The organism is Marinobacterium zhoushanense (genome assembly GCF_014641945.1).
Taxonomy (GTDB): Bacteria; Pseudomonadota; Gammaproteobacteria; order Pseudomonadales; family Balneatricaceae; genus Marinobacterium_D; species Marinobacterium_D zhoushanense.
The window spans coordinates 149,499-173,927 of the sequence record NZ_BMIJ01000001.1 but is presented as its reverse complement, the minus strand read 5'-3'; the positions used below and the strand labels follow the sequence as shown (position 1 = coordinate 173,927).

25 protein-coding genes are annotated in these 24,429 nt (G+C 59.2%); 9 read left to right on the top strand and 16 right to left on the bottom strand.

From position 1 onward, the window contains the following. Window positions 1-94 precede the first annotated feature (94 nt). A complete protein-coding gene (locus IEX40_RS00850; protein ID WP_188745218.1) occupies window positions 95-1,390 on the bottom strand; it encodes a DEAD/DEAH box helicase in 1,296 nt (431 codons plus the stop codon). A gap of 99 nt (window positions 1,391-1,489) precedes the next feature. After that, on the bottom strand, window positions 1,490-2,713 hold the full coding sequence (locus tag IEX40_RS00845; protein ID WP_188745217.1) for an MFS transporter: 1,224 nt from the start codon (window positions 2,711-2,713) through the stop codon (window positions 1,490-1,492). Window positions 2,714-2,961: 248 nt separating this feature from the next. Between IEX40_RS00845 and IEX40_RS00840 the strand changes: the two genes are divergently transcribed. Beyond that, complete coding sequence (locus IEX40_RS00840) at window positions 2,962-3,792, top strand: amidohydrolase family protein (protein WP_188745216.1); 831 nt, start codon at window positions 2,962-2,964, stop codon at window positions 3,790-3,792. 7 nt (window positions 3,793-3,799) lie between these two features. Here the strand turns inward: IEX40_RS00840 and IEX40_RS00835 are convergent, their stop codons facing one another. The 3 genes from IEX40_RS00835 to IEX40_RS00825 all read right to left on the bottom strand — a co-directional run bounded on the left by IEX40_RS00835 (window position 3,800) and on the right by IEX40_RS00825 (window position 6,848). Further along, entirely contained in the window at window positions 3,800-4,078 is a 279-nt protein-coding gene (locus IEX40_RS00835) for a MoaD/ThiS family protein (RefSeq protein WP_188745215.1), read from the bottom strand. Between the two features lie 5 nt (window positions 4,079-4,083). Then, entirely contained in the window at window positions 4,084-5,268 is a 1,185-nt protein-coding gene (locus IEX40_RS00830; protein ID WP_188745214.1) for a WD40/YVTN/BNR-like repeat-containing protein, read from the bottom strand. 80 nt (window positions 5,269-5,348) lie between these two features. Further along, complete coding sequence (locus IEX40_RS00825; RefSeq protein ID WP_188745213.1) at window positions 5,349-6,848, bottom strand: bifunctional 2-methylcitrate dehydratase/aconitate hydratase; 1,500 nt, start codon at window positions 6,846-6,848, stop codon at window positions 5,349-5,351. Between the two features lie 187 nt (window positions 6,849-7,035). Between IEX40_RS00825 and IEX40_RS00820 the strand changes: the two genes are divergently transcribed. From IEX40_RS00820 to IEX40_RS00810, 3 genes are all read left to right on the top strand, one after another. Continuing rightward, window positions 7,036-7,266 carry a hypothetical protein gene (locus tag IEX40_RS00820; protein WP_188745212.1) on the top strand — a complete coding sequence of 77 codons (231 nt, stop codon included), beginning with the start codon at window positions 7,036-7,038 and terminating at the stop codon, window positions 7,264-7,266. Window positions 7,267-7,510: 244 nt separating this feature from the next. Further along, entirely contained in the window at window positions 7,511-8,062 is a 552-nt protein-coding gene (locus IEX40_RS00815) for a cyclin-dependent kinase inhibitor 3 family protein (RefSeq protein ID WP_188745211.1), read from the top strand. A 42-nt stretch (window positions 8,063-8,104) separates the two neighbouring features. Beyond that, window positions 8,105-8,773, top strand: a complete 669-nt coding sequence (locus IEX40_RS00810; RefSeq protein ID WP_229680448.1) for a hypothetical protein — start codon at window positions 8,105-8,107, stop codon at window positions 8,771-8,773. Window positions 8,774-8,885: 112 nt separating this feature from the next. Here the strand turns inward: IEX40_RS00810 and IEX40_RS00805 are convergent, their stop codons facing one another. Both IEX40_RS00805 and IEX40_RS00800 read right to left on the bottom strand, forming a co-directional pair. Beyond that, window positions 8,886-9,245, bottom strand: a complete 360-nt coding sequence (locus IEX40_RS00805) for a nuclear transport factor 2 family protein (RefSeq protein WP_188745209.1) — start codon at window positions 9,243-9,245, stop codon at window positions 8,886-8,888. A gap of 230 nt (window positions 9,246-9,475) precedes the next feature. Continuing rightward, window positions 9,476-10,609, bottom strand: a complete 1,134-nt coding sequence (locus tag IEX40_RS00800; RefSeq protein ID WP_188745208.1) for a metallophosphoesterase — start codon at window positions 10,607-10,609, stop codon at window positions 9,476-9,478. 266 nt (window positions 10,610-10,875) lie between these two features. Between IEX40_RS00800 and IEX40_RS00795 the strand changes: the two genes are divergently transcribed. After that, entirely contained in the window at window positions 10,876-11,178 is a 303-nt protein-coding gene (locus IEX40_RS00795; protein WP_188745207.1) for a hypothetical protein, read from the top strand. Between the two features lie 337 nt (window positions 11,179-11,515). Here the strand turns inward: IEX40_RS00795 and IEX40_RS00790 are convergent, their stop codons facing one another. From IEX40_RS00790 to IEX40_RS00750, 9 genes are read right to left on the bottom strand one after another with little or no spacing between them, the layout of a single operon-like run. Continuing rightward, window positions 11,516-12,214: a fumarylacetoacetate hydrolase family protein gene (locus IEX40_RS00790; RefSeq protein WP_188745206.1), complete on the bottom strand. Its 699-nt coding sequence runs from the start codon at window positions 12,212-12,214 to the stop codon at window positions 11,516-11,518. A 60-nt stretch (window positions 12,215-12,274) separates the two neighbouring features. Continuing rightward, entirely contained in the window at window positions 12,275-13,306 is a 1,032-nt protein-coding gene (locus IEX40_RS00785; protein ID WP_188745205.1) for a cupin domain-containing protein, read from the bottom strand. Between the two features lie 45 nt (window positions 13,307-13,351). Further along, window positions 13,352-13,993, bottom strand: a complete 642-nt coding sequence (gene maiA / locus IEX40_RS00780) for a maleylacetoacetate isomerase (protein WP_188745204.1) — start codon at window positions 13,991-13,993, stop codon at window positions 13,352-13,354. A 9-nt stretch (window positions 13,994-14,002) separates the two neighbouring features. After that, a complete protein-coding gene (locus IEX40_RS00775) occupies window positions 14,003-15,934 on the bottom strand; it encodes a TRAP transporter permease (RefSeq protein ID WP_188745203.1) in 1,932 nt (643 codons plus the stop codon). A gap of 37 nt (window positions 15,935-15,971) precedes the next feature. Next, window positions 15,972-16,934: a TAXI family TRAP transporter solute-binding subunit gene (locus tag IEX40_RS00770; RefSeq protein ID WP_188745202.1), complete on the bottom strand. Its 963-nt coding sequence runs from the start codon at window positions 16,932-16,934 to the stop codon at window positions 15,972-15,974. Between the two features lie 48 nt (window positions 16,935-16,982). Further along, a complete protein-coding gene (locus tag IEX40_RS00765; protein ID WP_188745201.1) occupies window positions 16,983-17,297 on the bottom strand; it encodes a non-heme iron oxygenase ferredoxin subunit in 315 nt (104 codons plus the stop codon). A gap of 22 nt (window positions 17,298-17,319) precedes the next feature. Continuing rightward, window positions 17,320-17,805, bottom strand: a complete 486-nt coding sequence (locus IEX40_RS00760) for an aromatic-ring-hydroxylating dioxygenase subunit beta (RefSeq protein ID WP_229680447.1) — start codon at window positions 17,803-17,805, stop codon at window positions 17,320-17,322. Between the two features lie 2 nt (window positions 17,806-17,807). After that, complete coding sequence (locus IEX40_RS00755) at window positions 17,808-19,064, bottom strand: aromatic ring-hydroxylating dioxygenase subunit alpha (protein ID WP_188745200.1); 1,257 nt, start codon at window positions 19,062-19,064, stop codon at window positions 17,808-17,810. A 59-nt stretch (window positions 19,065-19,123) separates the two neighbouring features. Then, window positions 19,124-20,104, bottom strand: a complete 981-nt coding sequence (locus IEX40_RS00750; RefSeq protein WP_188745199.1) for a 2Fe-2S iron-sulfur cluster-binding protein — start codon at window positions 20,102-20,104, stop codon at window positions 19,124-19,126. 138 nt (window positions 20,105-20,242) lie between these two features. On the opposite strand from IEX40_RS00750, the gene IEX40_RS00745 reads away from it, so the two are divergent. The 4 genes from IEX40_RS00745 (at window position 20,243) to IEX40_RS00730 (ending at window position 23,884) form a co-directional block, all read left to right on the top strand. Then, on the top strand, window positions 20,243-21,148 hold the full coding sequence (locus IEX40_RS00745) for a LysR family transcriptional regulator (protein ID WP_229680445.1): 906 nt from the start codon (window positions 20,243-20,245) through the stop codon (window positions 21,146-21,148). Window positions 21,149-21,343: 195 nt separating this feature from the next. Further along, the gene (locus IEX40_RS00740; protein ID WP_188745198.1) at window positions 21,344-22,294 is read left to right on the top strand and encodes an AraC-like ligand-binding domain-containing protein; all 951 of its coding nucleotides are present in this window, start codon (window positions 21,344-21,346) and stop codon (window positions 22,292-22,294) included. A 128-nt stretch (window positions 22,295-22,422) separates the two neighbouring features. Continuing rightward, the gene (locus IEX40_RS00735) at window positions 22,423-23,151 is read left to right on the top strand and encodes an alpha/beta fold hydrolase (protein ID WP_188745197.1); all 729 of its coding nucleotides are present in this window, start codon (window positions 22,423-22,425) and stop codon (window positions 23,149-23,151) included. Between the two features lie 73 nt (window positions 23,152-23,224). Then, window positions 23,225-23,884: an OmpW/AlkL family protein gene (locus IEX40_RS00730; protein WP_229680443.1), complete on the top strand. Its 660-nt coding sequence runs from the start codon at window positions 23,225-23,227 to the stop codon at window positions 23,882-23,884. The last annotated feature ends 545 nt before the right edge of the window (window positions 23,885-24,429 follow it).

Genomic DNA, 24,429 nt, shown 5'->3' with positions numbered 1-24,429 from the left:
GCACAAGTGAGAGCTGCGCCCAAGTCCCCACGGGTAAGTACAAGCTTACTCCTTGGCCCCGGTGGTGTCGAATCCGGTCTGGACCGGTGTTGTGTTAACGCTGTTTGTTGCTGCGCGGGGTGTTCGCCCCTTTGCTACGCGGCTGATGCCCGCGATGGGTATCGCCGGAGCGCTGACCGTCACGGTGTGGCGTCTTGGGCTTTTTCGGCCGGTGGCGATGCGCCGGTTTGCGATCCAGGCTGGATTCCGGCAGGGCGTGCACCGGGTCGAAGCCGTCGATCACTTCACGCTTGAGCAGCTGGTTGATCAGTCGCTCGATGGCACGCAGCTGATCGATCTCATCGGCGCAGACCAAGGATACCGCCTGGCCACTGGCGCCGGCGCGACCGGTACGGCCGATACGGTGGACATAGTCCTCCGGCACGTTTGGCAGATCGTAGTTGACCACCTGCGGCAACTGGTCGATGTCCAGGCCGCGAGCGGCGATATCGGTGGCCACCAGCGCCTGCAGCTTGTTCGACTTGAACTCGCTCAGCGCCTTGGTACGGGCATTCTGACTCTTGTTGCCGTGTATGGCGGCGGATCTGATACCGGCGTTGTCGAGCTGAGTGCTGAGCTTGTTGGCACCATGCTTGGTGCGGGTGAATACCAGTACCTGGTGCCAGTTCTGATCCTTGATCAGCTTGATCAGCAGCGGCGCCTTGGCTTTCTTGTCCACCGGCGAGATCCACTGTTTGACCGTTTCGGCGGTAGAGTTACGCGGCGTCACCGAGATCTCCACCGGGTCGTGCACCAGGCCCTTGGCCAGGTCGCGGATCTCGTTGGAGAAGGTGGCCGAGAACAGCAGGTTTTGCCGTTTCGGCGGCAGCAGGGCCAGGATCCGTTTGATGTCGTGGATGAAGCCCATGTCGAGCATGCGGTCCGCCTCATCCAGCACCAGTACTTCGAGCTGGTTAAAGCGCACGGCGTTCTGCTTGTACAGATCGAGCAAGCGTCCCGGTGTGGCGATCAGCAGGTCCACGCCCTTGCGCAGCGCCATCATCTGCGGGTTGATGCTGACGCCGCCGAATACCACGGTAGAGCGCAGAGGCAGGTACTTGCCGTAGGTGGATACGCTCTCGGCGACTTGGGCCGCCAGCTCTCGGGTCGGGGTCAGGATCAGCGTACGCACCTGGTTGGGTTTGGCCCGCTCGCCATCGCTCAGCCGCTGCAGAATCGGCAGCGTGAAGCCAGCGGTTTTGCCTGTGCCGGTTTGGGCCGCGGCCATTACATCCTTGCCCTCCAGCACGGCGGGGATCGCCTGCAGCTGGATCGGGGAGGGGGTGTCGTAACCCTGTTCGGCAACGGCTTTCAGAATAGGGTCGGACAAGCCGAGACTGGCAAAACTCATTGAATGCTCTCTGATATGGAAATCTGCTAAAGGCAAAGAACGCGTTGACGCGAAGAATGCGGAGAAGACGCGCAGCTTACCCTAAAGCCTGCAGGTTTTCTACGCACATTCAGGCTCGCTCTCCAGTCGGTTGCGCTTGAGCAGCGTCGGATACCAGTAGCTCCACAGGGCGACGATGGCGAGAGTGCCGACGCCGCCGATCACGATCGCCGGTACCGCGCCTGTCCACGCGGCCAGCACACCGGAGCGGAACTCGCCGAGCTGGTTCGAAGTGCCGATGAAAAAGCCGTTGACCGAACTGACGCGACCGCGCATCTCATCCGGTGTTTCCAGCTGTACCACGGTAGAGCGGATCACCACGCTGACCATATCGGCCGCACCCATTATCAGCAGCGCCAGAATCGACAGCCAGAGGGTTTGCGACAGGCCGAACAGGACGGTGGCGGCACCGAAGATCGCCACGGAGACGAACAGCTTCACGCCGACGCGGCTGTCCACTGGCCGCCAGGCGAGGTAAAGCGACATCAGCAGTGCACCGACCGCGGTGGAGCTGCGCAGCAGACCCAGCCCCCAAGGACCGGTCTCCAGCACATCACGGGCGACGATCGGCAACAGCGCCGTGACACTGCCGATCAGCACCGCGAACATATCCAGCGAGATGGAACCGAAGATCACCGGGTTACGCCAGGTGAAGCGCAATCCGCCGAGCATCGAATCCAGCGTCATTGGCCGCTTACTGAACTGTTCGCGGCGGTAGCTCGGCTTTAACAGGATCAGCGTCGACAGCAGACTGCACAGGGTGCTGCTGGTGTAGAGTGCGTCGGCACCCCAGATATAGATGATGCCGCCCAAGGCCGGGCCGATGATCGTCGTCGCTTCGCGGCCGGAGGCGGTCCAGGCCATCGCCTTGGCCAGAAGGTCGGTGGTAACGATATTGGGTACCATCGCCTGGGTCGCCGGCATCTCGAACGCGCTGGCAACGCCCATGGCGATACAGCAGCCGTAGATGATCTCCGGTGTGATGATATCGAGCATGCTGGTCGCCGCCAGCACCGCTATGGTCAGCGTCAGCAGGGTGCGGCTGATCAACATGACTGTCTGCCGGCTGTGATTGTCGACCACATGACCAGCATAGAGCACCAGCACCAGCTGCGGCAGGTAGCGTGCCAGTCCCACCAGGCCCAAACTCAGGGCACTGTCGGTTAGGTTGTAGATCTGCCAGCCCATCCCCACCAACAGCATCTGCAGTGCAAAGGAGGCTGCCATCTGGCCAACCCAGAAGCGCATAAAGGGTTTGTGTTTGAGAAGGGCGGGGGCTGTCATGCGACTCCTTTCGGCTGCTACTCTGTTCGTGCGGAGGAAGGGGTTGAAAGTGTAACTGATCCTACCAATATCGCAGGTATTAATTTTCTGGACGACTACTCTCTTTTTCGAGGGGGTTCCACTACGTTGAAACGAAAGGAGAAATTCAAGCCTGGTGCTATTCAAAAACTGGATACAGCTGACGGGGAATCAATTGGTGCCGATCAGCTTGAACCGCTAGTCTGAACCCTCAACCCGGAGGTTCTCCCATGTCCGTTTTTAGCGAACGTAAAATCGACTGCCACAACCATATCTTCGACCCGCTACGATTTCCCTACCAGCCGGACAGCCCCTATCAGCCTAGCGGTCAGGAGATCGCCACGGCGGATCAGTTTCTGCAGCTGCTGGAGGCGTACGGCGTTTCCCATGCGCTTCTGGTGGGTCCCAACTCGGCATATGGCGAGAACCATAATCGGGCACTGCTGGATGCGATTCAGCGCTCGGGCGGTCGCTTCAAGGGGATGGCAGTTGTCGATCAGCAGTGTTCGCTGGCGCAGCTGCAGGACCTGAAAGCGCAGGGCATCGTCGGGGTTACGTTCAACGTTGCGTTTTACGGTGTGGAGCATTTTCGTCGGTCATCGGCACTGCTCGACCGCCTGGCGCAGCTGGATCTGATCGCCCAGTTTCAGGTGGAGGGGCATCAACTGCTGCCGCTGGCGGATATGTTTGTCGACTCTGGCGCGCGGCTGCTGGTGGACCACTGCGGTCGACCCGATCTTGAGGCGGGCCTCCAATACCCCGGTTTTCAATCGGTGCTGGCACTGGCGGACAGCGGCCGGGCCTGGATCAAGGTGTCCGGTTTCGACAAGTTCTCCACCCAGGCGTTTCCCTATGCCGATACCCAGGCTCATGTGCGGGCGATCCAACAGGCCTATGGCGAGGATCGTCTGATCTGGGGCTCGGACTGGCCCTTCCTCAGGGCGCGGCAGCGCATGGACTACGGTCTGATGCTGAAACTGGCCGAGCAGCAATTTACGGAGCCGCTGCTGCGGGAGAAGTACTTCTGGAAAAATGCCGAGGAGTTAATAGGTTTCGGCTGAACAGCGCTTAACCACCGGTCAGTGCCTGGAAGATATAGACAGTTCCGCCATCGGCGACCTGGTCTGACAAGGTCTTGCGATCGATGAGGATACTGTCGTTGATACTCACCAAGACGTGCCGGCGCAGTGCGCCCCGCTCATCGAGGATGTAGTCGCTGAAGCCGGGAGCGAACTTGTCGATCGCCCGCACAACCTCGGCAACGGAACCTGCCGGTACCTCTATCTGCAATGTCTCCAGCACCGGGAAAAAACGGTACAGGTGCGGCGTCAATTCAACTCTGACCATGGCGGTTACCCAAAGCGTACCGAGTAGACCGGCGGGAAGTTGTGGCCCAGACTCTGCCAGGTTTCGCCACGGTCTTCGGATAGGTAGATGTTGCCAGTGGTGGTGCCGAAACAGAGACAGTCACCCGCTATATCCATACCGTGCCTGAGCACCAGATCGTAGGCGTTGTCCTGAGGCAGGCCGGTACGGAACAGCTGCCAAGATTGGCCGCCATTCTCGGTGCGCGCCACGCACAGGCCGTCGCCGATCGCCATGCGCGCCATATCCGACCGTGCCGGGATCACCCAGGCGGTACCGCCATCCCGGGCATCCACCGCGACCGGGAAACCGAAGTGCACGCTGTTATCCGGAGCGCTGACCTTGCTCCAGCTCTGGGCGCCATCCGCGCTGTAAAACACGCCGCAGTGGTTCTGCTGCCAGAGATGATCCGGTTTTGCCGGGCAGGCAGTGATAAAGTGCGGATCGTGTCCCCATTCGGCATTGGGGTCGGGTAGATAATCGTTCAGCATGCCCCGGTTTCGCCCGGCCCAGCTCTGGCCACCATCGGTGGATTCCAGTACCCCGGCTGAGGATACCGCCACGTGGATGTGAGCCGGGTCGCGTGGATCCACCAGGATGGAGTGGATGCCGGGCTCGAACACGCCGTAGTCGACACTCGCCGGTGTTCCGCCCCAGAGGGTCTCGCTGGTGGCGTCGCCGCTGAACAGATCGCCACCGCGGCTGTCATGGCTCCACAATGGACGATTCAGCTCCCAGGAATCGCCGCCATCATCGCTGACAAACAGACCGCCGGGGATGGTGCCGGCGTAGAGTCGGCCCGGTTGTGACGCGGCGCCAAAGGCGAGGGTCCAGATCTTCAACACCGTGGCATCCCGGTATTCCGGTTGGCCTGACGGGGTTTGCGGATCGAAATCCGGCGTCGGCAGGTATTGCACGATATGACGGGCACCCGGCGGGTATTTCAGCGACGACAGGTCTTCCCAGGTCGCACCTCCGTCACGGGAGCGCGACAGCTTCGGTCCCCAGTGACCGTGGTCCAGCGACGCCCACAGTGTGCCGTCCCGCGGATCGCAGGCGGCATAACAGACGGGAATCCCGGCATGCTGGATGGGGCGGGGCTGCCAGGCGGAACCCTTGCGGTCGAAAATAACGGTACCCTTGCGGGTGCCAAGCAGAAGCGTGTTGGACATGGTGGCGACCTCCTATCTTACCGGTGTGCGATGCCTGATACGTAAGCGGCCAACTAACTATAGAAGCTCTCCGCGTTTTTTTAGATCACGAACAGCTCCATGAACTGGTTCACCGGCGTGGCCTCCAGTCTCGTCTGCTCCTGGCACAGCTCGAGAATCTGCCGGCAGCGCGCGGCGGGGAAGCGGGTGGCAAGATTGGCCTTGAACTTCTGCTCCAGCAGCGGGATCCCTTCGGTCCGGCGGCGTCGATGGCCGACCGGGTATTCGACGACCACCTCATCGGTTGAACTGCCGTCCTGGAAGCACACCTGGATCGCGTTGGCGATGGAGCGTTTGTCCTGCTCCAGGTATTCGCGGCTGAAACGTGGCTCCTCGATCACCTGCATTTTGGCGCGTAACCGGTCGATGACCGGGTGAGCGTCGTGGAACTCATCTTCATATTGCTCTGCCGTTAGGTTGCCGAACGCCAGTGCCACGGCAACCATATACTGCAGGCAGTGGTCGCGATCGGCGGGGTTGTTCAGCTCGCCCTCCTTGGAGATGATGCGGATCGCCGACTCCTGGGTGCGGATCTGGATGCTGTCGATCTGTTCCAGCCGATCTTTCACCTGCGGGTAAAGCGTCACTGCGGCTTCGACGGCGGTCTGGGCGTGGAACTCGGCGGGGAAGGAGATCTTGAACAGGATGTTCTCCATCACGTAGCTGGCGTAGGGCTGGGGCAGGCTGAAGCGGCGTTCATTCTCCGGTTTGATTTTCGGGTCGGTACCACTTTTTCTGGAAAGGGTTTTGCTGAAGCAGACATCGTAGAACCCCCACTGAGGCGCGGTCAGCGCGCTGGGAACCCCCATCTCGCCACGCATGGTGATATCCGCCAGGCGCACTGCTCGTGAGGTGGCATCGCCTGCGGCCCAGGACTTGCGCGAACCGGCGTTCGGTGCCTGACGGTAGGTGCGCAGGGCGCAGCCATCGACCCATGCCTGGGACAGTGCCGCCATGATCTGCTCCCTGTCGCCGCCCATGAGCCAGGTCACCACCGCGGTGGAGGCGACCCGCACTAGCAGAACATGATCGAGACCGACCCGGTTAAATGCGTTCTCCAGCGCGATCACCCCCTGGATCTCGTGGGCCTTGATCATCGCTTCTAATACGCGGCGCATCGGCAGGGGAGGCTGGCTGTGGCCAATGCGGAGCTGTGACAGGTGGTCCGCCACTGCCAGAATCCCGCCCAGGTTGTCGGAGGGGTGGCCCCACTCTGCGGCCAGCCAAGTGTCGTTATAGTCCAACCAGCGGATCAGACAGCCGATATCCCAGGCCGCTTTCACCGGATCCAGGCGGAAACTTGTGCCCGGTACCCGGGCACCGTTCGGCACCACCGTGCCCTCGACCAGCGGCCCCAGATGTTTGGTGCACTCCGGAAAGCGCAGCGCCAGCAGGGCGCAGCCCAGCGTATCGATCAGGCAGTAACGGGCGGTATCCAGCGTGAGATCGTTGTCGATGCGGTAGTTCAGTACGTAATCGGCGATATCCTGAATCACCCGGTCGTAGTCGGGGCGATCACTCAGGTCGACGGTCGTGGACATCGTTCACCTCCATGTCAGGGTACCTCTAAATATAGTTAGAGGCTGGCGAGCCGCAGGAGTCAGGTATTTTGTTGTGTACAAATTTTCAACAATTTCGCCCTGACAGATCCGCAATGGACGACTACTTTTACGATTCACGGAGCCGATCCGCGTAGCTTCATCAGGAACCAGGAGCAGGAGAAAGCGCATGTGTGTATCGAACCCTAGCCTGTTGGGAGACGATTTCGAGACAACGTCCGGTATTGCCGTCGATTGTGAAGCGCAGTACGAAGCCTTTCGACTTTATTCCGCCTATGGCGGGCAGGAAGGGATTCCGCGGGTCGTCATGACCGCAGTGGAGCCCAAGCAGATTAAAACTCGTTCACCGGTAATCAGAGTCAGAATCGGTACGCCGCGCTGGCTTGCAGCGCAGTGTTGATTGCCCTTCTACATGGATGATCGGCCCCGGTCACGGGGTTGATCACCTCATCAGCTTACGAACAGTCGTTGATCGCCTTCTTTGCGATAAGCCTCTCTGGGGTTAATAACTCTACTCTGCTCCTCCGCTTACAGTTTCGTCTGAGGAAATGACTGAATGGCTTCTTAATCGACCCCAGGGGTTACCTATCGCCGGTTATGCTACTCTCGGACGCTGACATCGGGTATATCGTCAGGACAGCAATATGGCAGCGCGGACCAGCCAGACACACCCTCTCAAAATCGCGGACGTGCGGGCGAGCCAGGCCCATGGCCGGATAGGCATCACCTTCTGCCCCGGCAAGCATGACACTCTAGCCAGTACCGGCTCCTGGGCGCGCGACCTGGAGGTCGATCTGGATGTGATCTCCCAGTGGGGGGCGAAACTGGTGCTCACACTGGTTGAACCGCTGGAGTTGAAGCAGCTCAAGGTGCCCCATCTCGGCGAGGCGGTACTGAGCCGGGGCATGGAGTGGTGCCACCTGCCGATCCCCGATTTTTCGGTTCCGAATGAGGCTTTCGAGCAGCAGTGGACTACCCAGGGTCTGAAGATCCGTACCTTGCTGCGTGATGGAGAGGATGTGCTGGTGCACTGCAAAGGCGGATTGGGACGGGCGGGGATGATCGCCGCTCGCCTGCTGGTGGAACTGGGAATGGAGCCGGAAGATGCGATTCACAGCGTCAGGCGTGCGCGCAAGGGAGCCATCGAAACACCTTCGCAACTGGCTCTGGTACGTCGAACTCAGGCTATCTCCTGATCCATCCCTCATCCGAGCGTGGAAATGAACAAGGACTGTCCAGTGATCGATACCGCCCAGATGCAGAGAGTAGGCGGACAGATCGGCAGCAACCCCGCGGGTATATATCAGGACAACCGTGGACGACGCTACTACGTGAAAATGCTGGAATCCGCTGCCCATGTCCGTAACGAATTTATCGCCGCCAAGCTTTACCAACTGGCCGGCGCTCCGACGCTGAGCTACCTACCGACCAGCCATCCCTGCCAGATTGCAACCGAGTGGGTCCAGCTCGACAAGCGCTATATCGCCCACTTCACCGAAAGCGAACGCAAACAGGCCCAGCGCTGGTTTGGCGTGCATGCCTGGACGGCCAACTGGGATGCCGCGGGCTTCAGCGGAGATAACCAAGGGGTAGTCGATGGCAGGGTGGTGACGCTTGATCTGGGCGGTGCACTGGCATTTCGTGCGCAGGGCGACCCCAAGGGCAAAGCCTTCGACATCTGCGTGAATGAGCTCGACAGGCTACGCAGTAAGGAGGGTAATCCACAGGCCTTCAAGTTGTTTGCCGATATGAGTGCTGATCAGATACGGCTGGCGATAGATATGGTGGTAGCGATTCCCAACGCGCAGATTCAACAGGCTATCATCGACAATGGTGGTAGCCCGAAGCTCGCGGAGAAAATGAACGCTCGTAAAGCGGATATGGAAATACGTAAATCATTACTCTGAAGTGGCGGCCGTTTATCAGTCATCGTTTTTGAAAAAATAATTGGGGCCAGAGTAGGTTAGACACATGCTCTGCCCCCAATTGTTTTATGAACCACTGGGGAGCTATTTTACTTTAGAGCGCGCTCTTCCACTGCTCGGTATCGACAAACCATCGCTCCTCATGGATCTTATCGCCGGTAAACTTGAACAGGATAGCGAGCTGAGAGGCTGCAACCCTGTCGGACTGCCACTCAACGATCGACACAACTTCGCCGTCGCCCTCGATATGACGCAGTCCGGTGATACTGAACCCCTGCGGGAGCATCTGTCCAATACCGTCCAGGGCTTCACGGAAAGCCGCTTTCCCTTCAACAACATCGTTCTGTCCGGGCATTATGAAGGTCATATTGTCGACGTAATCGGTTACCAAAGTATCGAAATCGCCGACTCCGACCGCATCCCATCCTCTCTGTACAATGTCCGCCAAACTCATGGTGCTCCTCCTCTTTCAGTCCAATCGTTTATCAGCAGCCGAACGCCTAAACAACGGCCTGAGCAAGCGAGGCCTGCGGAGGTCTAAGCCGCATCGCGACTGACGTTTACCTACTGGACAACCAAGGCCAGTATGTTTGAAGTATAGAGGGCTGTTTGGGGATCTTCCCTGCGATGTGCGCTGATTTCTTTATGGTGCAGCCGGCTCTTAACCTGATCACCCATCCGCGATCACTTGCCGATGACGGGAAAGAAAATCTCCTCGCTGGATTTAGCCGCCGGCTGAGGGTCGGTGGAATCGTATGGCGTCGGTGCCGGACGGGCGTAGGAGACGATCCCCACAGTGTTGTCGTCATACAGATTGACCTGGGTAAAGCCGAAGTAGGCTCCCCCCTCGGGAGACCAGCCAGCGTCCAACTGGCTGCCACCATTGCCGGCCAGTATCTGAGTCACGTTCCGGTTCGGCCCGAGCTTGTCGGTATAGCGCCACTCGTGGGCATGGGCGGCAAAGTACCCGGCAAATTTGGGCGTGTTGCTGAACAGCGTTAACAGATCATCGGCCAGCTTATAGGGGGTGGTGTTGTAGACGATATCGTGAGGTCCCGGATTATCCAGCACCAAGGGCTTATGGGCCAGCACCACGATCTTGTCGATTTGCGGGTTCGTTTCGGCCTTGGCGATATCCTGCTCAACCCAGTGCAACGGCACCCAACTGGCCACGGTCTTGTCTGGCAATGCCGGATTCGAGACTGTGGAGAGAGAATCGGTATTCAGCAGCAGGTAGTGAACGCCAGTGCTGAGGTCATCAAAGGAGTAACTCTGGGTCTGGTTGTTATCTTCAGCCAGCAGATCGTGCTTAAGCTCCGTCGCTCCATTAGGGCCGTTGTGTGCTTTTGCCAGATGATGCCGATCCAGCCAGGCGACCCAGGCGGCGAGATTGGCAGCATCTGGATACTCCACATAGCTGCCGTCGCCCATCTTTGTCGATGCGTCGGCTTCATGGTTGCCCACCAATGGCAGCAACTCGATCCCACTGTCGGCAAACCGGTTCTGGTTCACCAGCACCTTCCAGGCGTCCAGCTCGCGGGTCAGGGTTTTACCCCCGTCTGCCTGCATCCCCAGCACCATATCGCCGACGAAGAAGAAGTAGTCGGGTTTGACCGGCAGCGCGGCGATATCGGCGAGGGTCTGCTGCAACTGCGCCACGTTTGCGGTGCTGGGAGCGGGATCTGTCGCGCCGAAGCCTACCCGGTTGCAACCGACATAGACAAAGCTGGAAACCCGCTCGCGTGCCTCGGCGGTAACAGGGGAGAGCCAAAGAACGGTCAGGGTCGAACAGGCAATTGCCCACCGGAGGTAATGCATCGTTAGTCCTTTAAGCTTCATAACTGTTCCGAAAGGGTCATAATTCGCGATGCAGATAGTGTAGTGCTTCAATGAAACCTGATACCAGCTATCTCTGTGTTTGGTATCATAGCCTTAGTGCGTTCATGGTTCAGAGCAAACGGATAGATATGATCCTGGGCATGTTTGCTTTGACTATGTTCCATAAAAGTTAGAGACCGTATTTTATGGGTGGCTACTTAAGAATATCAGTCTCGATATTTAGCGCCGCGGTGCTGAGCTCATGTATGTTTATGCCTGCCCAAAAAGACGACGCGGTAACCGCGTCAGGATGCAAACTTTCCCATCCAAAAATGGAATTGGTCTATCAGGAGTATGACCGCAGCGTATGCTCCAGCGGTATGGACGGGAAAGCGTGTTTGCTTATCTATGGTATCGTAATTCCTGCCGGTTCATTTGTCGTATCGGGTAGTATCGTCGTGAGCAATAACATCATTAGTTGGTTTGAATATCAGGGGATATGTGAGGAGAGCAACCTTAATAGAACTTTGACAATTTTTACTGATAGTGACGATCAAGATTATGACTAATTTTTTTGAGAGTAATCGGTTTTAAATTATATGGGCAATTTATTGATGTGTTAAGGATAGCTGGGGCTGAATAGAGTGTTTTTTATACTGTGAGGGTTTTGAGTAATTTCGTTACGTTAATACCTTGGTTACTCAATAAATTTAACGTTTTTATACAGCAGGCGTGTTTACGCACCAGTTGTACAAAAACAGTGTGTACAGGAACAGTGTTCATATGACGGATATCCCAACCAGCAGACCAGGTTAGCAACCCCGCTATCCACACCAACAACAAAGCGTGTCCCTGCCGCCCGCAACGCAGCGGCAGGAACTCCATTTTTACAGAAGGCTATAGCGTTTAGGGTGCAATCGTCAGTTCGATCTCGCCGACCCTGTCGATGAATCCAGTGATCCGGTCACCGGCGATAACCGGACCTACACCCTCGGGCGTACCGGTGTAGATCAGATCGCCAGGCTGTAGATGGTAGAATTTGGACAGGTGAGCGATGATCTCGCGCACATTCCAGATCAGCAGTTCAAGGTCGGAGGATTGTTGTACCTCGCCGTTCACGGCCAGCTCGATCTTGCCTTGATCGATGATGCTGGTTTGTGCCACTGGTACGATCGGCGTGAGGATGGCGGACTGTTCGAAATCCTTGCCCAGATCCCAAGGACGACCGGCTTCGCGTGCCTTTAACTGCAGGTCGCGGCGGGTCATATCGAGCCCGGCGGCATAGCCGAAGACCAGTTCATCGGCCTGTTCCTCGGTCACCTCGAAACCGGCCTTGCCGATGGCGACGACAAACTCCATCTCGTAGTGGTAGTTGGTGGTCTGCGGCGGGTAGGGGATGGTGGCGCCGCTAGGTACCAGGCTGCTTGGGTGCTTGGTGAAGTAGAACGGCTCCTGGGTGCTCTTGTCGACGCTGACGCCCATCTCGGCGGCGTGCGCCAGATAGTTGCGGCCGACGCAGAAGATTCGGTTGACCGGAAACTTGGCATCGCTGCCGTGGATATCGGCCAGAACCGGGGCCGGAGCCGGGAATAGGGTATGGGTCATGATATGTTCTCTACATTCGTTGGGTCAGTGTTCATTGCGTAACGGTTGTCGGGATCAGGCTCAGAAGATGCCCAGATACTGGTGCAGCGGCTCCTCGTCGGCGGTAATGAAGAACGCGGGCTCGCTATCGGATGCGTTGGTCAGCACAATCTCGCTGTAACCCGGCGCACTCAGGGTGTCCCGAGCCTGCCAGCTCAGCGCCTCGCCCGCGTCCACCTGCAGGGTGCCCGCACCTTCGACGGCGTGGAAAACACAGGCCGTTGTGCGCCTGGGCAGCAGGGCTGTCTCGCCCGGGCGCAGCATGATGGCGCCGAAGCCGATGCTCGGGAACAGGCTGGTGCCGGTCTCCGGGTTGACGTAGCTGATACGCAGCAGCCCCTCGGCATAGTGCTCGGCCATCTCGGTCAGGCAGGCGCGGGTCCTGCTCCAGGGGTAGCGCAGCAGGGGAGAGTCGGTGCTCTCGCGCTTGAAGCCGATATTGGGCACCACGCCAGCGGCACTGTACTCAGCAAAGGATCTGTCGCGGGCACGGCTATTCGGTTGCGGCTCGCCCTCTATCGCCCAAGAACCCTCCAGCCGGTAGATCAGCGGCAGGTCGAGCACGTCGAGCCAGACGATGGGGCCTTCACCCTCGTGGTGGTGTTCGTGCCACTTGCCGGAGGGGGTCAGGATCAGGTCGCCGCGCTCCATGCGGCAGGGTTCGCCGTCGACAGTGGTGTAAGCGCCTTCGCCTTCGACGATGATGCGCACCGCGTTTGGTGTGTGGCGATGGTTCGGCGCGGTCTCGCCGGGCAGGATCAGCTGCAGGCCGAGGTAGATACTTGGCGTGGCCTGCATATTGGTCAGGCCGTGGCCTGGATTGGCCAGCACCAGCACCCGGCGCTCCGCCTTTTCCATCGGTGTCAGCTCCCCGGCTTCCATCAGCAGCGGGCGCACGCTTTCGTAGCGCCAGTTCAGGGTTTGCGTATTGCGGCTCGGTACCTTGTAGGGCAGCAGCGCGCGCATGCTGGGCCAGAGCGGTACCAGGTTCAGATCGGTCAGGTTGTCGCGGTACTCCTGCGGCAGCTCTTCCAGGGTTCCCAGAGATTGCATCTCGTCTCTCCTCGGTTCTTCTATTCTTTCAGTCGATGCGCTTTGTCAGTCAACGTAATCCGGCTGTCTGGCCGGTTCCGCCTGAATGAACGCGGGTTGTGTGCGGCAGTGCTCGTAGATCGACATGACGCGCGGATAGGGGCTTAGATCGCACCCCATGCGCAGCGCATTGGCCACCTGGGGCACGAGGCAGCAGTCCGCCAGCGTCGGTTGATCGCCAAAGCAGTAGGGTTGGCTGCCGTAACGTTCCAGTAGTGCCTCCACCGCCGAAAACCCCTCGGCGACCCAGTGGGCGTACCAGGTTTTCTTCTGCTCTTCGCTGATACCCAGGTTGTTTGTCAGGTAGCCCAGCACCTTGAGGTTGTTGACCGGATGCATATCGCAGGCGATGGCATTGGCGAGCTCCAGTACCCGCGCTTTCTGCAGCGGTTGGTTGGGGATCAGGCGCGGGCCGCCCAGGGTGTCGTCCAGGTACTGGACGATCGCCATCGACTGGGTCAGCGAACCGCCGTCGTCGCTCACCAGCACCGGCACGCCTTTGGCCGGGTTGAGTTCGACATATCCGGCCTGCCGTTGCTCGCCGCTGCGGATGTTGACGCCGCGGTAGTCGTAGGCCACCTCCTTCAGTGCCAACGCGATACGCACGCGGTAGGAGGTGGAGCTGTTGAAGAAGCTGTACAGTTGCATGGCGTGTCCTTATTTGGTTTGCGCGGCCAGCCGTTGACGGGTCGAGCGGCCGACGAGCACCAGCGAGACGACGATCAGCAGGGCCGTGGCACGCAGCAGCAGGGTCAGGCCGATATCGCCGGATGACATGGGGAACAGCAGCAGCCCGCCGGCCAGGGCAAAGGCCAGACGTCCGCCGATCACCAGCCGCTGGCCGAAGTAACCGACGAAGGCCACCGAGATCGCCCACACCCCGAGCAGTGCACTGGCCACTGCGACCGTGATCGACAGAGGGTCGCCGATCAGCAGCAGGGCGGGAGTGGTGACGAACAGGAAGGGGACGATGTAGGCGGTCCAGCCCAGGCGCATGGCGGTGAAGGCGGTCTTGATCGGGTCGGCCTTGGCGATGCTCGCGGCGAAGAACGCGCCGATGGCGATCGGCGGAGTGATCATCGACATCATGCCCATGTAGAAGATGAACAGATGCGCGGCGATAGGCTCGACCCCGACCTGTACCAGCGACGGGGCGACCAGTACTGCCAGCAGCAGGTAGACGCCGACGGTGGGCATGCCCATGCCGAGTACGATGCAGACCGCAGCGGAGATCAACAGCAGCAGGAACAGGTTGCCGTTACCCAGCTGTACCAGCGCGTAGGTGAGGCCGAAGCCGAGGCCGGTGACGTTGAGGATGCCGATGATAAAGCCTGCGGCGGCGCCGATCATGATGATATCGACGATGGAGTGACCGGTTTCCGCCAGTGCGTCACGCAGCTCGCGCAGGTGCATTCGCTTGCCCTTGTAGCCGCGGGTGATGCCAACGATCAGCGCGCCGAGCGCGCCCCAGAGGGCGGCGGTTTCCGGGCGCATATTGAAGAAGAACAGGGCGCCGATCACCGCGGCGAAGGGGATGACGAAGATCCAGCCCTGGCTCAGCACCTGTTTTTGCGGCGGGATCAGCGCCGGGTCGATCTTCTTGATCTCCTCCTTGGCCGCTTCCAGGTCGACCTGGATGAACAGTGCGGCATAGTAGAGCAGCGCCGGTACCAGTGCTGCCAGCACCACCTCGGCGTAGCTGATCTGCAGGAACTCCGCCATCAGGAAGGCGACCGCGCCCATTACCGGCGGCATGATCTGCCCGCCGGTGGAGGCGACTGTCTCGATGGCGGCGGCGGTCTCGGGTTTGAAACCGCCCTGTTTCATCATCCGTATCGTCACCACGCCGGTGGCGACGATATTGGATACCACCACGCCGGAGATGGAGCCGAACAGCGCCGAGGCGATGGTGGCGATCTTGCCTGAGCCGCCCCGAGAGCGGCCCATTAGAGCCAGCGCCAGATCGTTGAAGAAGTCGGCGCCGCCGGAGCGCAGCAGCAACTGGCCGAACAGTACGAAGCCGATCACGATGGTGGCGGCTACGCTCAGGGTCAGGCCGAGCATGCCGTTGGTGTCGATGCCGACGTAGACCAGCAGCCGGTCCAGCTCGACCTGCCGCGTCTGCAGCGGGCCGGACAGATGGTGGCCAAGCAGGGCGAAGGCGAGAAAGCCCAGCACCACCAGCACCAGGGTGATACCGACCACACGGCGCAACCCCTCAAGCACCAGCACGAAGAACAGGCCCGACAGCACCAGAGCCGCCGGCGGCATATCCAACTGATGCTCTACCAGTACCGGGTATTGAATCGCCAAGTAGCATCCGGCAATGAAGGCGATAACCGCGACCAGGGCGTCGATACGACGCCGGGTCAGGTTTGCACGGGGTTTGAGGAACACCAGCGCCAGACTGCTGCCGAGCACCACAGCCAGGTACTGCTCGGTGTAGATCGCCAGCCCCAAGCGGCTGAACAGGTCAGATGCGTATGCGATGGCGGCAAGGGCAATGAGGGATCCGAGCAGAGTCCGGATCATTGCCAGAGCCTGATGTTCAAGAACATCGGTTTCGCGAACAGGTGCATGATTGCTCATGACAGGCCTCCTACAGGCAACTGCTTATTCGTGCCGGTTATTCGTGCCAGAGCCCTTTTTCCTTGAAGTAGCGAACGGCACCGGGGTGGTAGTCGAGGCTCGGGTAGATCTTGTAGGGTGCGTCGACGGCCAGCGCCTTGAAGCCGGGGAACAGCTGGCTCAGCTTCTGCTTGTTCTCCAGCACCGAGGCGACCATCTGGTACACCTCCTCCTCGGGAACCTGGGCACCGACCACCAGCACGTTGTCCCAGGTGACCATCTCGATGGGGGATTCGACACCGGCGTAGTGCGGCGCCGGTTTCACCACCGAGTAGTAGAACGCCGGGCGGATCTGCGCCATGGCGTCGTTGGCGGTCGGATCGGAGGAGACCGGGATGAACTTCACACCACCGACCGAGGCATCCACTTCGGCCACCTTGGGTCCGCCCACGGCGAAGTAGGTAGCGTCGATTCGGCCGGAGGCGAGGGCGTCAGCGGCGCGGATCAGGTCCGGCACCGGCACCTGCTCCACGTCGTCCCAGCCCAGGCCACCGGTGGCAAGCATGGCGGCCATGTGCGGACGGCCGAGCGGAAAAGCGTTCCAACCGGCGGCGACGCGCTTGCCGGCCAGATCCTGGATGCTGTTGATGCCGGAGTCCTTGCGCACGAAGATGCCGATCGGCTGTGGGCTGATCCGCAGCGCCACGCGCAGGTTGCTGCGTTTGCGATCCTTGTAGTCCTCGGCACCGCGGGCGGCGACGATCACGTCGTTGACGTCATTGATGGCGAATTCGGCCAGTCCCTGGTCCACCGCGTCCATCATGGCGCGGTTGCCGCTGAACGGCTGTACCAGTGCATTCAGGTCTTTCTCCGAACGCGCCACGTTGGCCATGGCAGTGCTCATGGTGTTCCACACCGAACCCTGCGGCGGAGAGGCGAAGGAGAGCATCTGGGCGGAGGCCAGGCTGGCGCCGAGGCTGAGTGACAGGCCGGTGATCAGTGATAGAACTGTGCGTTTCATTATTATTCTCCAGTGTACTTATAGTTATGTGCTGGTTGTGTTGGGTTACTAATCGAGCAGCAGCATTACCTCCTCGCCCTCGACGCGGGTGGTGTAGGTGCGGATATCCTCGGTCAGTGGGTCGCACATCGCCTTGCCGCTCTTGATGCAGAAGCGCCCCTGGTGCAGCGGGCATTCGATTTCGCCATCTTCGAGAAAGCCGTCGCTGAGCAACGCCTGCCCATGGGAGCAGACGTTGTCAGTGGCGAAGACCTCACCGTCAACCTTGTACAGCGCGATCTGATGGCCATTCACCGCAACGCCGATGACGTCGTCGTCGGGAATCGCCTCGAGCTCGCTGACGGGGATCCAGTTTTCGCTCATGGGTTACCTCATCTTTAGAAGGTCAGATCGGATAGATCAGGGAGTTCAGGATCATGTCGTTGTCGAACACGCAGATCCGCGACTCGATACGCAGGCCGTCCGCGGTCTGGCGGATGCGGTCGATATAGCGACCGACGTTGAACACCTGGGCGATGCCGTCGTTCTTGGTGCGGAACACGGCATAGTTGGCCTGGGCCTCGATCAGATCCGGCGACAGGCCGAGAATGCGTGGCGCGGCGATCACATGGTTCTGCATGTACGGGTCGTGGAAGATGGTCTCGGTGATGCCGTAGATGCGGTCCTTCAGCATCCCCTTGCCATCCAGCGACAACGCCGCCATCGGCAGATTACGCTCGTGGTTCTCGCGCGACTGGATGCGGTAGGTGCAGTCGTCGGCGAACATCTCGATCCAGCTATCCCAGTCGGCGGCGTCCACGGCCGCGGCATAATCCTGGTAGAACTGAGTCAGTTGCAGGTAGATCTCCATATTCATCGTCGTACTGTTCATGGTCAGACCTCCATCTGCTTGCGCCAGTATTCGTACATGCCGCGGATCAGCGTCTCCGACACCATGTGGTCGGTCTCTTCGATCTCGCGTCCACCCAGTTCCGCCAGCGAGCGGTGGAACGGTTTCTGCTCGAACCCCTCCTGAGAGAACTCGATCACCTCGCCGTCGTCGGCGGAGACGAAACCGGCCGGGCCGAACAGGTTGGCCTGGCGCAGGCGGCGCTCGGTCATCTCCGGGGTGTCGTCCTCGAAGCCGAAGTGGGTCCAGACGAAGTCGAAGGAGTCGTGGCCGTTGGGCTGGATATGGCGGGTGCTGACGCTGTTGACCTGCTGCTGCAGGATCACGCTGGGGAACACCGTCATCATTACCGCGGTGGGGCCGTTCCACCAGGGTTCCACCTCGACATCGAGGAAGCGCGGGTCGTTCAGCTTCATCTCCTCCTTGAAGCTGCTGACGTTGGTGGTCTGGGCGTTCTTGCCGCCCTGGCCGCGGGTGGAGATCATCGCCGCGTGGCGGTGGTGCTCATCCATCTTCAGCTCAGAGCGGTTGTCGGCGCGCCAGAGTCCGAAGGTGACGAACCAGGTGTGCAGCAGGCCGGGATGGTAGGGGTCCTTGATGTTCTCCTGCATCAGCTTCCAGTTACCGGGAATGCGCTGCTTGTTGTAGCCGAGCAGCTTGAGCTTGCGGCCGTTAAACAGGCGGTCGAAGTAGTGCAGCATCTGCGGGCCGATGAACTCCTCGAACGGCTCCACATTCTCATCGAAGCTGGCGAACACCACGCCGCCTCGCTGGGCGACACGCAGCTGGGTCAGGCCATGCTCGGCGGGTTTGAAATCCTTCGGCATGCCGCCCTTCACCTCGCCGTCCTGCTTCACGCCGCGGCGGAAGGGTACACCCTGCAGGTTGCCCTTCAGGTCGTAGTTCCACTGGTGATAGGGGCAGACCAGCTCCTTGGCGTTACCGTGCTTCTTGCGGCAGAAGCGCATGCCGCGATGGGCGCAGACGTTCTCCACCACATTGATCATGCCTTCGTTGTCACGGACCATGATCACCGAACGCTCGCCGATCACCGTACGCTTGAAGTCGCCCGGTTCAGGGATCTCGGCTTCAAGGCCGACGTAGCACCAGTGGTTGCGGTAGAACAGTTTCTCCAGCTCCTGTTGGTGGGTCTGTTCGTCGGTGTAGACCTTGAACGGGATGCGGCTGGTATCGGGCTGGTCCCATACCGGCTGAAGTGGAATACGAGTGTCGTTACTCATCTCTCGTTACCTTCTTATCGTTATTGGTCGGATTGGTCGGTTATCAGGTTTTGCCGCCGCTACACCCCACTGGGGTAAAACGCGTCGGCGTAGATCCGTTCGATATCCGCGCCCCGCTTGGTGCAGGCCAGCGATGCGGCCTCCACCATCGCCGGGGCACCGGCCAGATAGATGCGCCAGTCGGACAACTCGGGGAAGTGCTGCGCCACCGCGTCAGTGACCAGACCGTTGTAGTACTCCTGGTGATCGGGGCTGTGGCTGAGGCAGATCCGGTAGCTGAAGTTGGCGAAGTCGGATGCCAGGGTGTTCAGGTAGTTGAGGCCGTACAGATCAGCCTCGGTACGGGCGCCGAACAGCAGATGGATGGCATTGCTCATGCCGGACTCCAGCGCGCCGCGCAGGATCGACAGGATCGGCGCAAGTCCGGTGCCGCTGGCGATACAGAGCATGGGGCCTTCGTGTTTGCGGCGCAGGTAGGAGGCGCCGAGCGGGCCGTTCAGTTTCAGGCTGCTGCCGACCTTGATCCTGTTGTCCAGCTGCGAGGTCACGCGACCGTTAGGCACCAGACGGATATGGAACTCCAACTCGCCATCCTCCGCCAAACCGGCCATGGAGTAGGCACGGGTGCCATCGGGGAAGGTCAGGTTGGCGTACTGGCCGGGAGCATACTCCAGTGGCTTGTTGGTTTTCAGGCGCAGGCGGCGCACATCATTGGACAGCTGCTCAAAGGCGGTAACGGTGGCTTTCAGCGTTTTGGTCGGGAAGGTGACCACCTCGTCTGGCTCCGGCACTTCGATAACGCAGTCGCTCTCGACCCGGCTCTGGCAGGCCAGCACGTACTGGCCGTTATTGGCCAGACGCCCTTCGGCGGCGGCCGGACCGCTCACCTCGCCCTCGATCACCTTGCAGCGGCAGGTGCCGCAACGGCCGGAGAGGCAGGAGTAGGAGATAGGCACCTCATTGTCGCGCAGCAGATCCAGCAGAGTGGTGCCGGTGGAGGCGGTCAGCGTCTTGTTTATAGGTGTTATACGAACTTCCATTCCGGCGCTCCGTTAGCGATTTCTTATTCTTCGAACTTGCAAATCACTATAGGGCGGCGAATGATATTCAGATATAAAAGATCCTAAATACTATGTATTCACAACATCAATAACTCTTGATGTGACTGGAGAGGCGCCATGATCCGTTTGCAGGATATCGATCTGAATCTGCTGATCGTGTTTCAGCTGATGTACCGGGAGCGCAAGACCGGCGTAGTGGCAGAGCAGCTCGGACTGTCGCAGCCGGCGGTGAGCAATGCGCTGGCGCGGCTGCGCAAGGTGCTGAACGACGAGTTGTTCGAGCGCACCGCCCGCGGCATGAAACCCACCCCCTACGCCGACAACATCGCCGAATCGATCGGCTACGCGCTGAGTACGCTGCAGGATGGCCTGAACTACGAGGAGCGCTTCGACCCCGCCACCAGCGATCGCTCCTTCTGCATCTCGATGACCGACCTGGGTGAGATGTACCTGCTACCGAGGCTGATGTCCTATCTGGCGACTCATGCCCCCGATATCTCGATCACCACGGTGCGCGACACCGGACGCTCGCTGAAGGAGGATATGGAGGCGGGCTCGGTGGACCTGGCGGTGGGCCTGCTGCCGCAGCTGGAGGCGGGCTTCTACCAGCGCCGCCTGTTCGAGCAGCAGTATGTCTGTCTGATGCGCCGGGATCATCCGTTGGCGGAGGGGGAACTGACGCTGGAGCGCTTCTCCCAGGCGCAGCACATCATCATCGAAGCCCAGGGCACCGGCCACGGCCGGGTGGAGAAACAGCTCAAACGCAGCGGCATCGACCGTATCGTGCGCCTGCACCTGCCGCACTTCATGTCGGCGCCCTATATCGTCGCCGAAACCGACCTGATCGCCACCGTTACCGAGAAGCTGGCGCTGCAGACCGCGGAAAAGCTGAACCTGATCGCCCATCCCCATCCGGTGGACATTCCTCCGGCACAGATCAACCTGTTCTGGCACCGCCGCTTCCATCAGGACACCGGCAATATCTGGCTGCGCAATCTGCTGTTCGAGATGTTTTCGGAGTAGCGCTTCCGAGGGGCTATTTCGCTTGAGTTGTTCGAGCAGAGGGTTGGAAAAATTGCATCGGGGGTTTGTCGTTACGGATTGAGTTGGATATAACATATCGGCGGATAGCGGCGGGAAAATAGCGTCGCAGAGCCGTATCGTACTGCTCTATGCTGAGAGTTTTTTTACTAATAAAAATAATAGAAACAATAGGTTATGAGACAGTCAAAGAGAGTCTGGTCGACCGATCAGGTAGCATCTCATCATCGGCTCGATTATTGGGTCGGGGCGGTATGCGAGGCGTTTCTGGAGATGCACGTCACCTCGTCTCGCAAGGAGGATTTTCGAGCTCATCTGGAAGCGGCACGCCTGGATCTGCTGACGCTAAACGATGTGTCGGCCACGGCACAGCATGTCTATCGGCGCCATGTCGATATCTCGCGTAGCGGCCAGAATTACTACTACCTCTTGTATAACCACGGCTCGCCCTGGACGGTCCATCAGATGGGCAGTGGCGGTCGCTTGTTAAGCGGTGATATGACGCTGGTCGACTCCCGTGAACGGTATGAGTTCAACTTCCCTGATGACTTCTCGGTACTGTCGGTGCAGGCGCCGGTGAGTTGGCTGGAGAACTGGTTGCCCCATCCTGAGGCTTTGCTGGGGCGTCGAATTGACGGTCAGCAGGGATGGGGGCTTTCGCTCGGCACGCTGTTGCGTCAACTCTCACCCAACGCCGTGGGTGCGCTGCCTCTGCCGGATAAACTGCTGGCCGATCAAGTGGGGGCATTGCTCTGTCTTGCGCTGCAACCGGAATCCGTTGCGCAACAACGTGTGAAACCGGCCCAGGATCTCGCCGCCGGGATAGGCGATGCGATTCGTGCCCGCTGCACCGAACCGGGTCTTGTCGCTGCGGCCATCGCCGATGACCTGGCGATCTCCGTACGCACCTTGCACCGCACTCTGGCGATGCAGGGAACAACCTTCGCCGAGATGCTGATCGCTGAGCGGATCGTTATAGCCCAGCGATTGCTCAGCTCGCCGGCCTTTAAAAACCTGTCGATCTCCGAGATCGGCTACAGGGTCGGCCTGGCCGATCCGTCCCATTTTACCCGTGTCTATAAACGGGTGACCGGCCAGACCCCGAAGCAGACCCGCACCGGTTCCTGATACCTTCTCGCTGCGATCGATTGTCACTCATCGTCCATCAGGTTGTCTCTGTGCGTCCATTCGTCCGCTAATCGCCGCTTTACAGTGGGCTCTCCTCAACCCTCAAACAACAATCACGAGGAGTTCATATGACAGCTCACTATGTTTTGGTACACGGCGCCTGCCACACAGGTGCCGAGATGGAAGCGACCGCTGCCCACATACGAGAAGCCGGATACTCGACCCACTGCCCGACGCTGGCCGGTAACCGACCCGAGGATGATCGACGCGCTGTCGGTCTGGAGGACGCGGTGCGATCGTTGATCGATTACATCGAAGCGGAGGATCTTCGCGACGTGCGACTGGCGGGTCACAGCTACGGCGGGATGGTGATTGCCCAGGTGGTGGATCGAATTCCCGAACGCATCTCCCGGGTGATCTTCTGCAACGCCTTCGTTCCGCTGGATGGCGAGGCGCTGGTCGATCTGGTGCCGCCGCACTATGCAGCACTGTTCGCCGCGCTGGCCGCTGAAAACAATCAGTCGGTGACTTTCCCCTTTCCCGTCTTTCGCGAAGCGTTCATGAATGATGCGACGCTGGCGTTTGCGCAGGAGTGCTATCAAAAACTCAATCTCCAGCCCTACCGAACCTTTACCGATCCCGCCCATCTGCAGACGCCGCTCGCCGAATCGGCAGTGGGCAAGTCTTATGTCAACTGTCAGCAGGATACCGCCTTGCCCCACAGCCTGCCTTGGCACCCCCGCTTGTCGGAGCGTTTAGGACTGTTCCGACTGGTCGAATGTCCGGGCAGCCATGAGCTGCTGTTCACCGATCCGAAACGCTTTGCCCAGGCGATCCTGGAAGCCGGACGCGACTGACCTTAGTGCAAGCCAACTCACGTCAGACAGAGCGCTGGCGCGGCCGCTCTCTGTCCTGAGGCAGGAGATACAGATGAAGATCAAGCAATGCTCTATACGGGTTGCACTGCTTACGCTGGCAACACTCTGCGTCGATATGGCACAAGCCGAAGACTCTCCTTGGAGCGTATTTGTCGGGCCCGCCCATATCCGCTTCAGCACCGATGCCAAAGCCTATGCCAATGGAACTATTATTTCGGGCGGCAACGGCGAAGCATCGAGCAATAATGGACTATCGTTTGGCGCCAACTACCAGATCGATCCCTACTGGACGGCCCGTTTGACATTGGGTTTGCCACCGACAACAACGTTGAGGGGGACTGGCACCCTGGCATCGGCTGGCGTTCTGGGTAAGGTCACCTATGGACCGGCGGTGCTATCGGTGACCCGCTATCTGGGAGGGCCTGCCGCGATTCGCCCCTATCTGGGGGTGGGGGTCAACTACACGTTGGTAACCGATACCGAGGATGGTGCAATCGCGGATTTCAAGGCCGACAGCACCTACGGTGCGGTTCTACAGGGGGGTATTGAAGGAAGAGTATACAAAGACTTTTCCCTCTTTCTCGACGTCAAGAAGATCTACGCAAAAACCACTGCCAGCGGTGACTTGCCGGCGGTTGGTGGTGCCAAGGCATCGGCGGATATCACCCTGGATCCGTTGATCATCTCCTTGGGTATCTCCAAGCGTTTTTAACGCTTTCGGTGGGGGGAATTTAACCTGTTTTGTTTCCCCTACTCCTTTCAGCATCTTGCCTGTCTGCTCAGTTTGTCCGAGCAGCGATGGCACTCTTATCTCCTTTCAGCTGACTGACCTCTGTCGACTGTTGTACCTCTAGCCCTTGATCTGTCGGCGGATCTATTCGCATGTGGATTGCCTGAGTGAGGGGCTGCCACATAAGAGCGATAGTGCCATCCATGCATTTTTGTTTGTTTGGTAACGCAAATTTAAATTTTACAATCGGTTGTTTGTTTCATACATTGGTGATGTCAAAAACAATTTAATACATATACAAGTGCTAACGTTAATGGTTAATCAAATGCCTTAAAAGGTGGTGGTATTTGTTTCATATACGAAAAAGCCATTTATATTAGCGTCGGTATATTTATTGGAGGAGCCTATGGTCTGATTCTAGATTCATAAGTTGGTCGTCAATATATGTTTCTTGAATATAAAGTTTGTTAGACATACGCAATACACCTAAATCCGTATACAAAAAAAACAAATTGCCTATTTTGTGA

Coding starts and splice junctions, on each gene's coding strand:
- IEX40_RS00850 (WP_188745218.1), bottom strand. CDS start 1,390: ATGAGTTTTGCCAGTCTCGGCTTGTCCGACCCTATTCTGAAAGCCGTT.
- IEX40_RS00845 (WP_188745217.1), bottom strand. CDS start 2,713: ATGACAGCCCCCGCCCTTCTCAAACACAAACCCTTTATGCGCTTCTGG.
- IEX40_RS00840 (WP_188745216.1), top strand. CDS start 2,962: ATGTCCGTTTTTAGCGAACGTAAAATCGACTGCCACAACCATATCTTC.
- IEX40_RS00835 (WP_188745215.1), bottom strand. CDS start 4,078: ATGGTCAGAGTTGAATTGACGCCGCACCTGTACCGTTTTTTCCCGGTG.
- IEX40_RS00830 (WP_188745214.1), bottom strand. CDS start 5,268: ATGTCCAACACGCTTCTGCTTGGCACCCGCAAGGGTACCGTTATTTTC.
- IEX40_RS00825 (WP_188745213.1), bottom strand. CDS start 6,848: ATGTCCACGACCGTCGACCTGAGTGATCGCCCCGACTACGACCGGGTG.
- IEX40_RS00820 (WP_188745212.1), top strand. CDS start 7,036: ATGTGTGTATCGAACCCTAGCCTGTTGGGAGACGATTTCGAGACAACG.
- IEX40_RS00815 (WP_188745211.1), top strand. CDS start 7,511: ATGGCAGCGCGGACCAGCCAGACACACCCTCTCAAAATCGCGGACGTG.
- IEX40_RS00805 (WP_188745209.1), bottom strand. CDS start 9,245: ATGAGTTTGGCGGACATTGTACAGAGAGGATGGGATGCGGTCGGAGTC.
- IEX40_RS00800 (WP_188745208.1), bottom strand. CDS start 10,609: ATGCATTACCTCCGGTGGGCAATTGCCTGTTCGACCCTGACCGTTCTT.
- IEX40_RS00795 (WP_188745207.1), top strand. CDS start 10,876: ATGTTTATGCCTGCCCAAAAAGACGACGCGGTAACCGCGTCAGGATGC.
- IEX40_RS00790 (WP_188745206.1), bottom strand. CDS start 12,214: ATGACCCATACCCTATTCCCGGCTCCGGCCCCGGTTCTGGCCGATATC.
- IEX40_RS00785 (WP_188745205.1), bottom strand. CDS start 13,306: ATGCAATCTCTGGGAACCCTGGAAGAGCTGCCGCAGGAGTACCGCGAC.
- maiA (WP_188745204.1), bottom strand. CDS start 13,993: ATGCAACTGTACAGCTTCTTCAACAGCTCCACCTCCTACCGCGTGCGT.
- IEX40_RS00775 (WP_188745203.1), bottom strand. CDS start 15,934: ATGAGCAATCATGCACCTGTTCGCGAAACCGATGTTCTTGAACATCAG.
- IEX40_RS00770 (WP_188745202.1), bottom strand. CDS start 16,934: ATGAAACGCACAGTTCTATCACTGATCACCGGCCTGTCACTCAGCCTC.
- IEX40_RS00765 (WP_188745201.1), bottom strand. CDS start 17,297: ATGAGCGAAAACTGGATCCCCGTCAGCGAGCTCGAGGCGATTCCCGAC.
- IEX40_RS00760 (WP_229680447.1), bottom strand. CDS start 17,805: ATGAACAGTACGACGATGAATATGGAGATCTACCTGCAACTGACTCAG.
- IEX40_RS00755 (WP_188745200.1), bottom strand. CDS start 19,064: ATGAGTAACGACACTCGTATTCCACTTCAGCCGGTATGGGACCAGCCC.
- IEX40_RS00750 (WP_188745199.1), bottom strand. CDS start 20,104: ATGGAAGTTCGTATAACACCTATAAACAAGACGCTGACCGCCTCCACC.
- IEX40_RS00745 (WP_229680445.1), top strand. CDS start 20,243: ATGATCCGTTTGCAGGATATCGATCTGAATCTGCTGATCGTGTTTCAG.
- IEX40_RS00740 (WP_188745198.1), top strand. CDS start 21,344: ATGAGACAGTCAAAGAGAGTCTGGTCGACCGATCAGGTAGCATCTCAT.
- IEX40_RS00735 (WP_188745197.1), top strand. CDS start 22,423: ATGACAGCTCACTATGTTTTGGTACACGGCGCCTGCCACACAGGTGCC.
- IEX40_RS00730 (WP_229680443.1), top strand. CDS start 23,225: ATGAAGATCAAGCAATGCTCTATACGGGTTGCACTGCTTACGCTGGCA.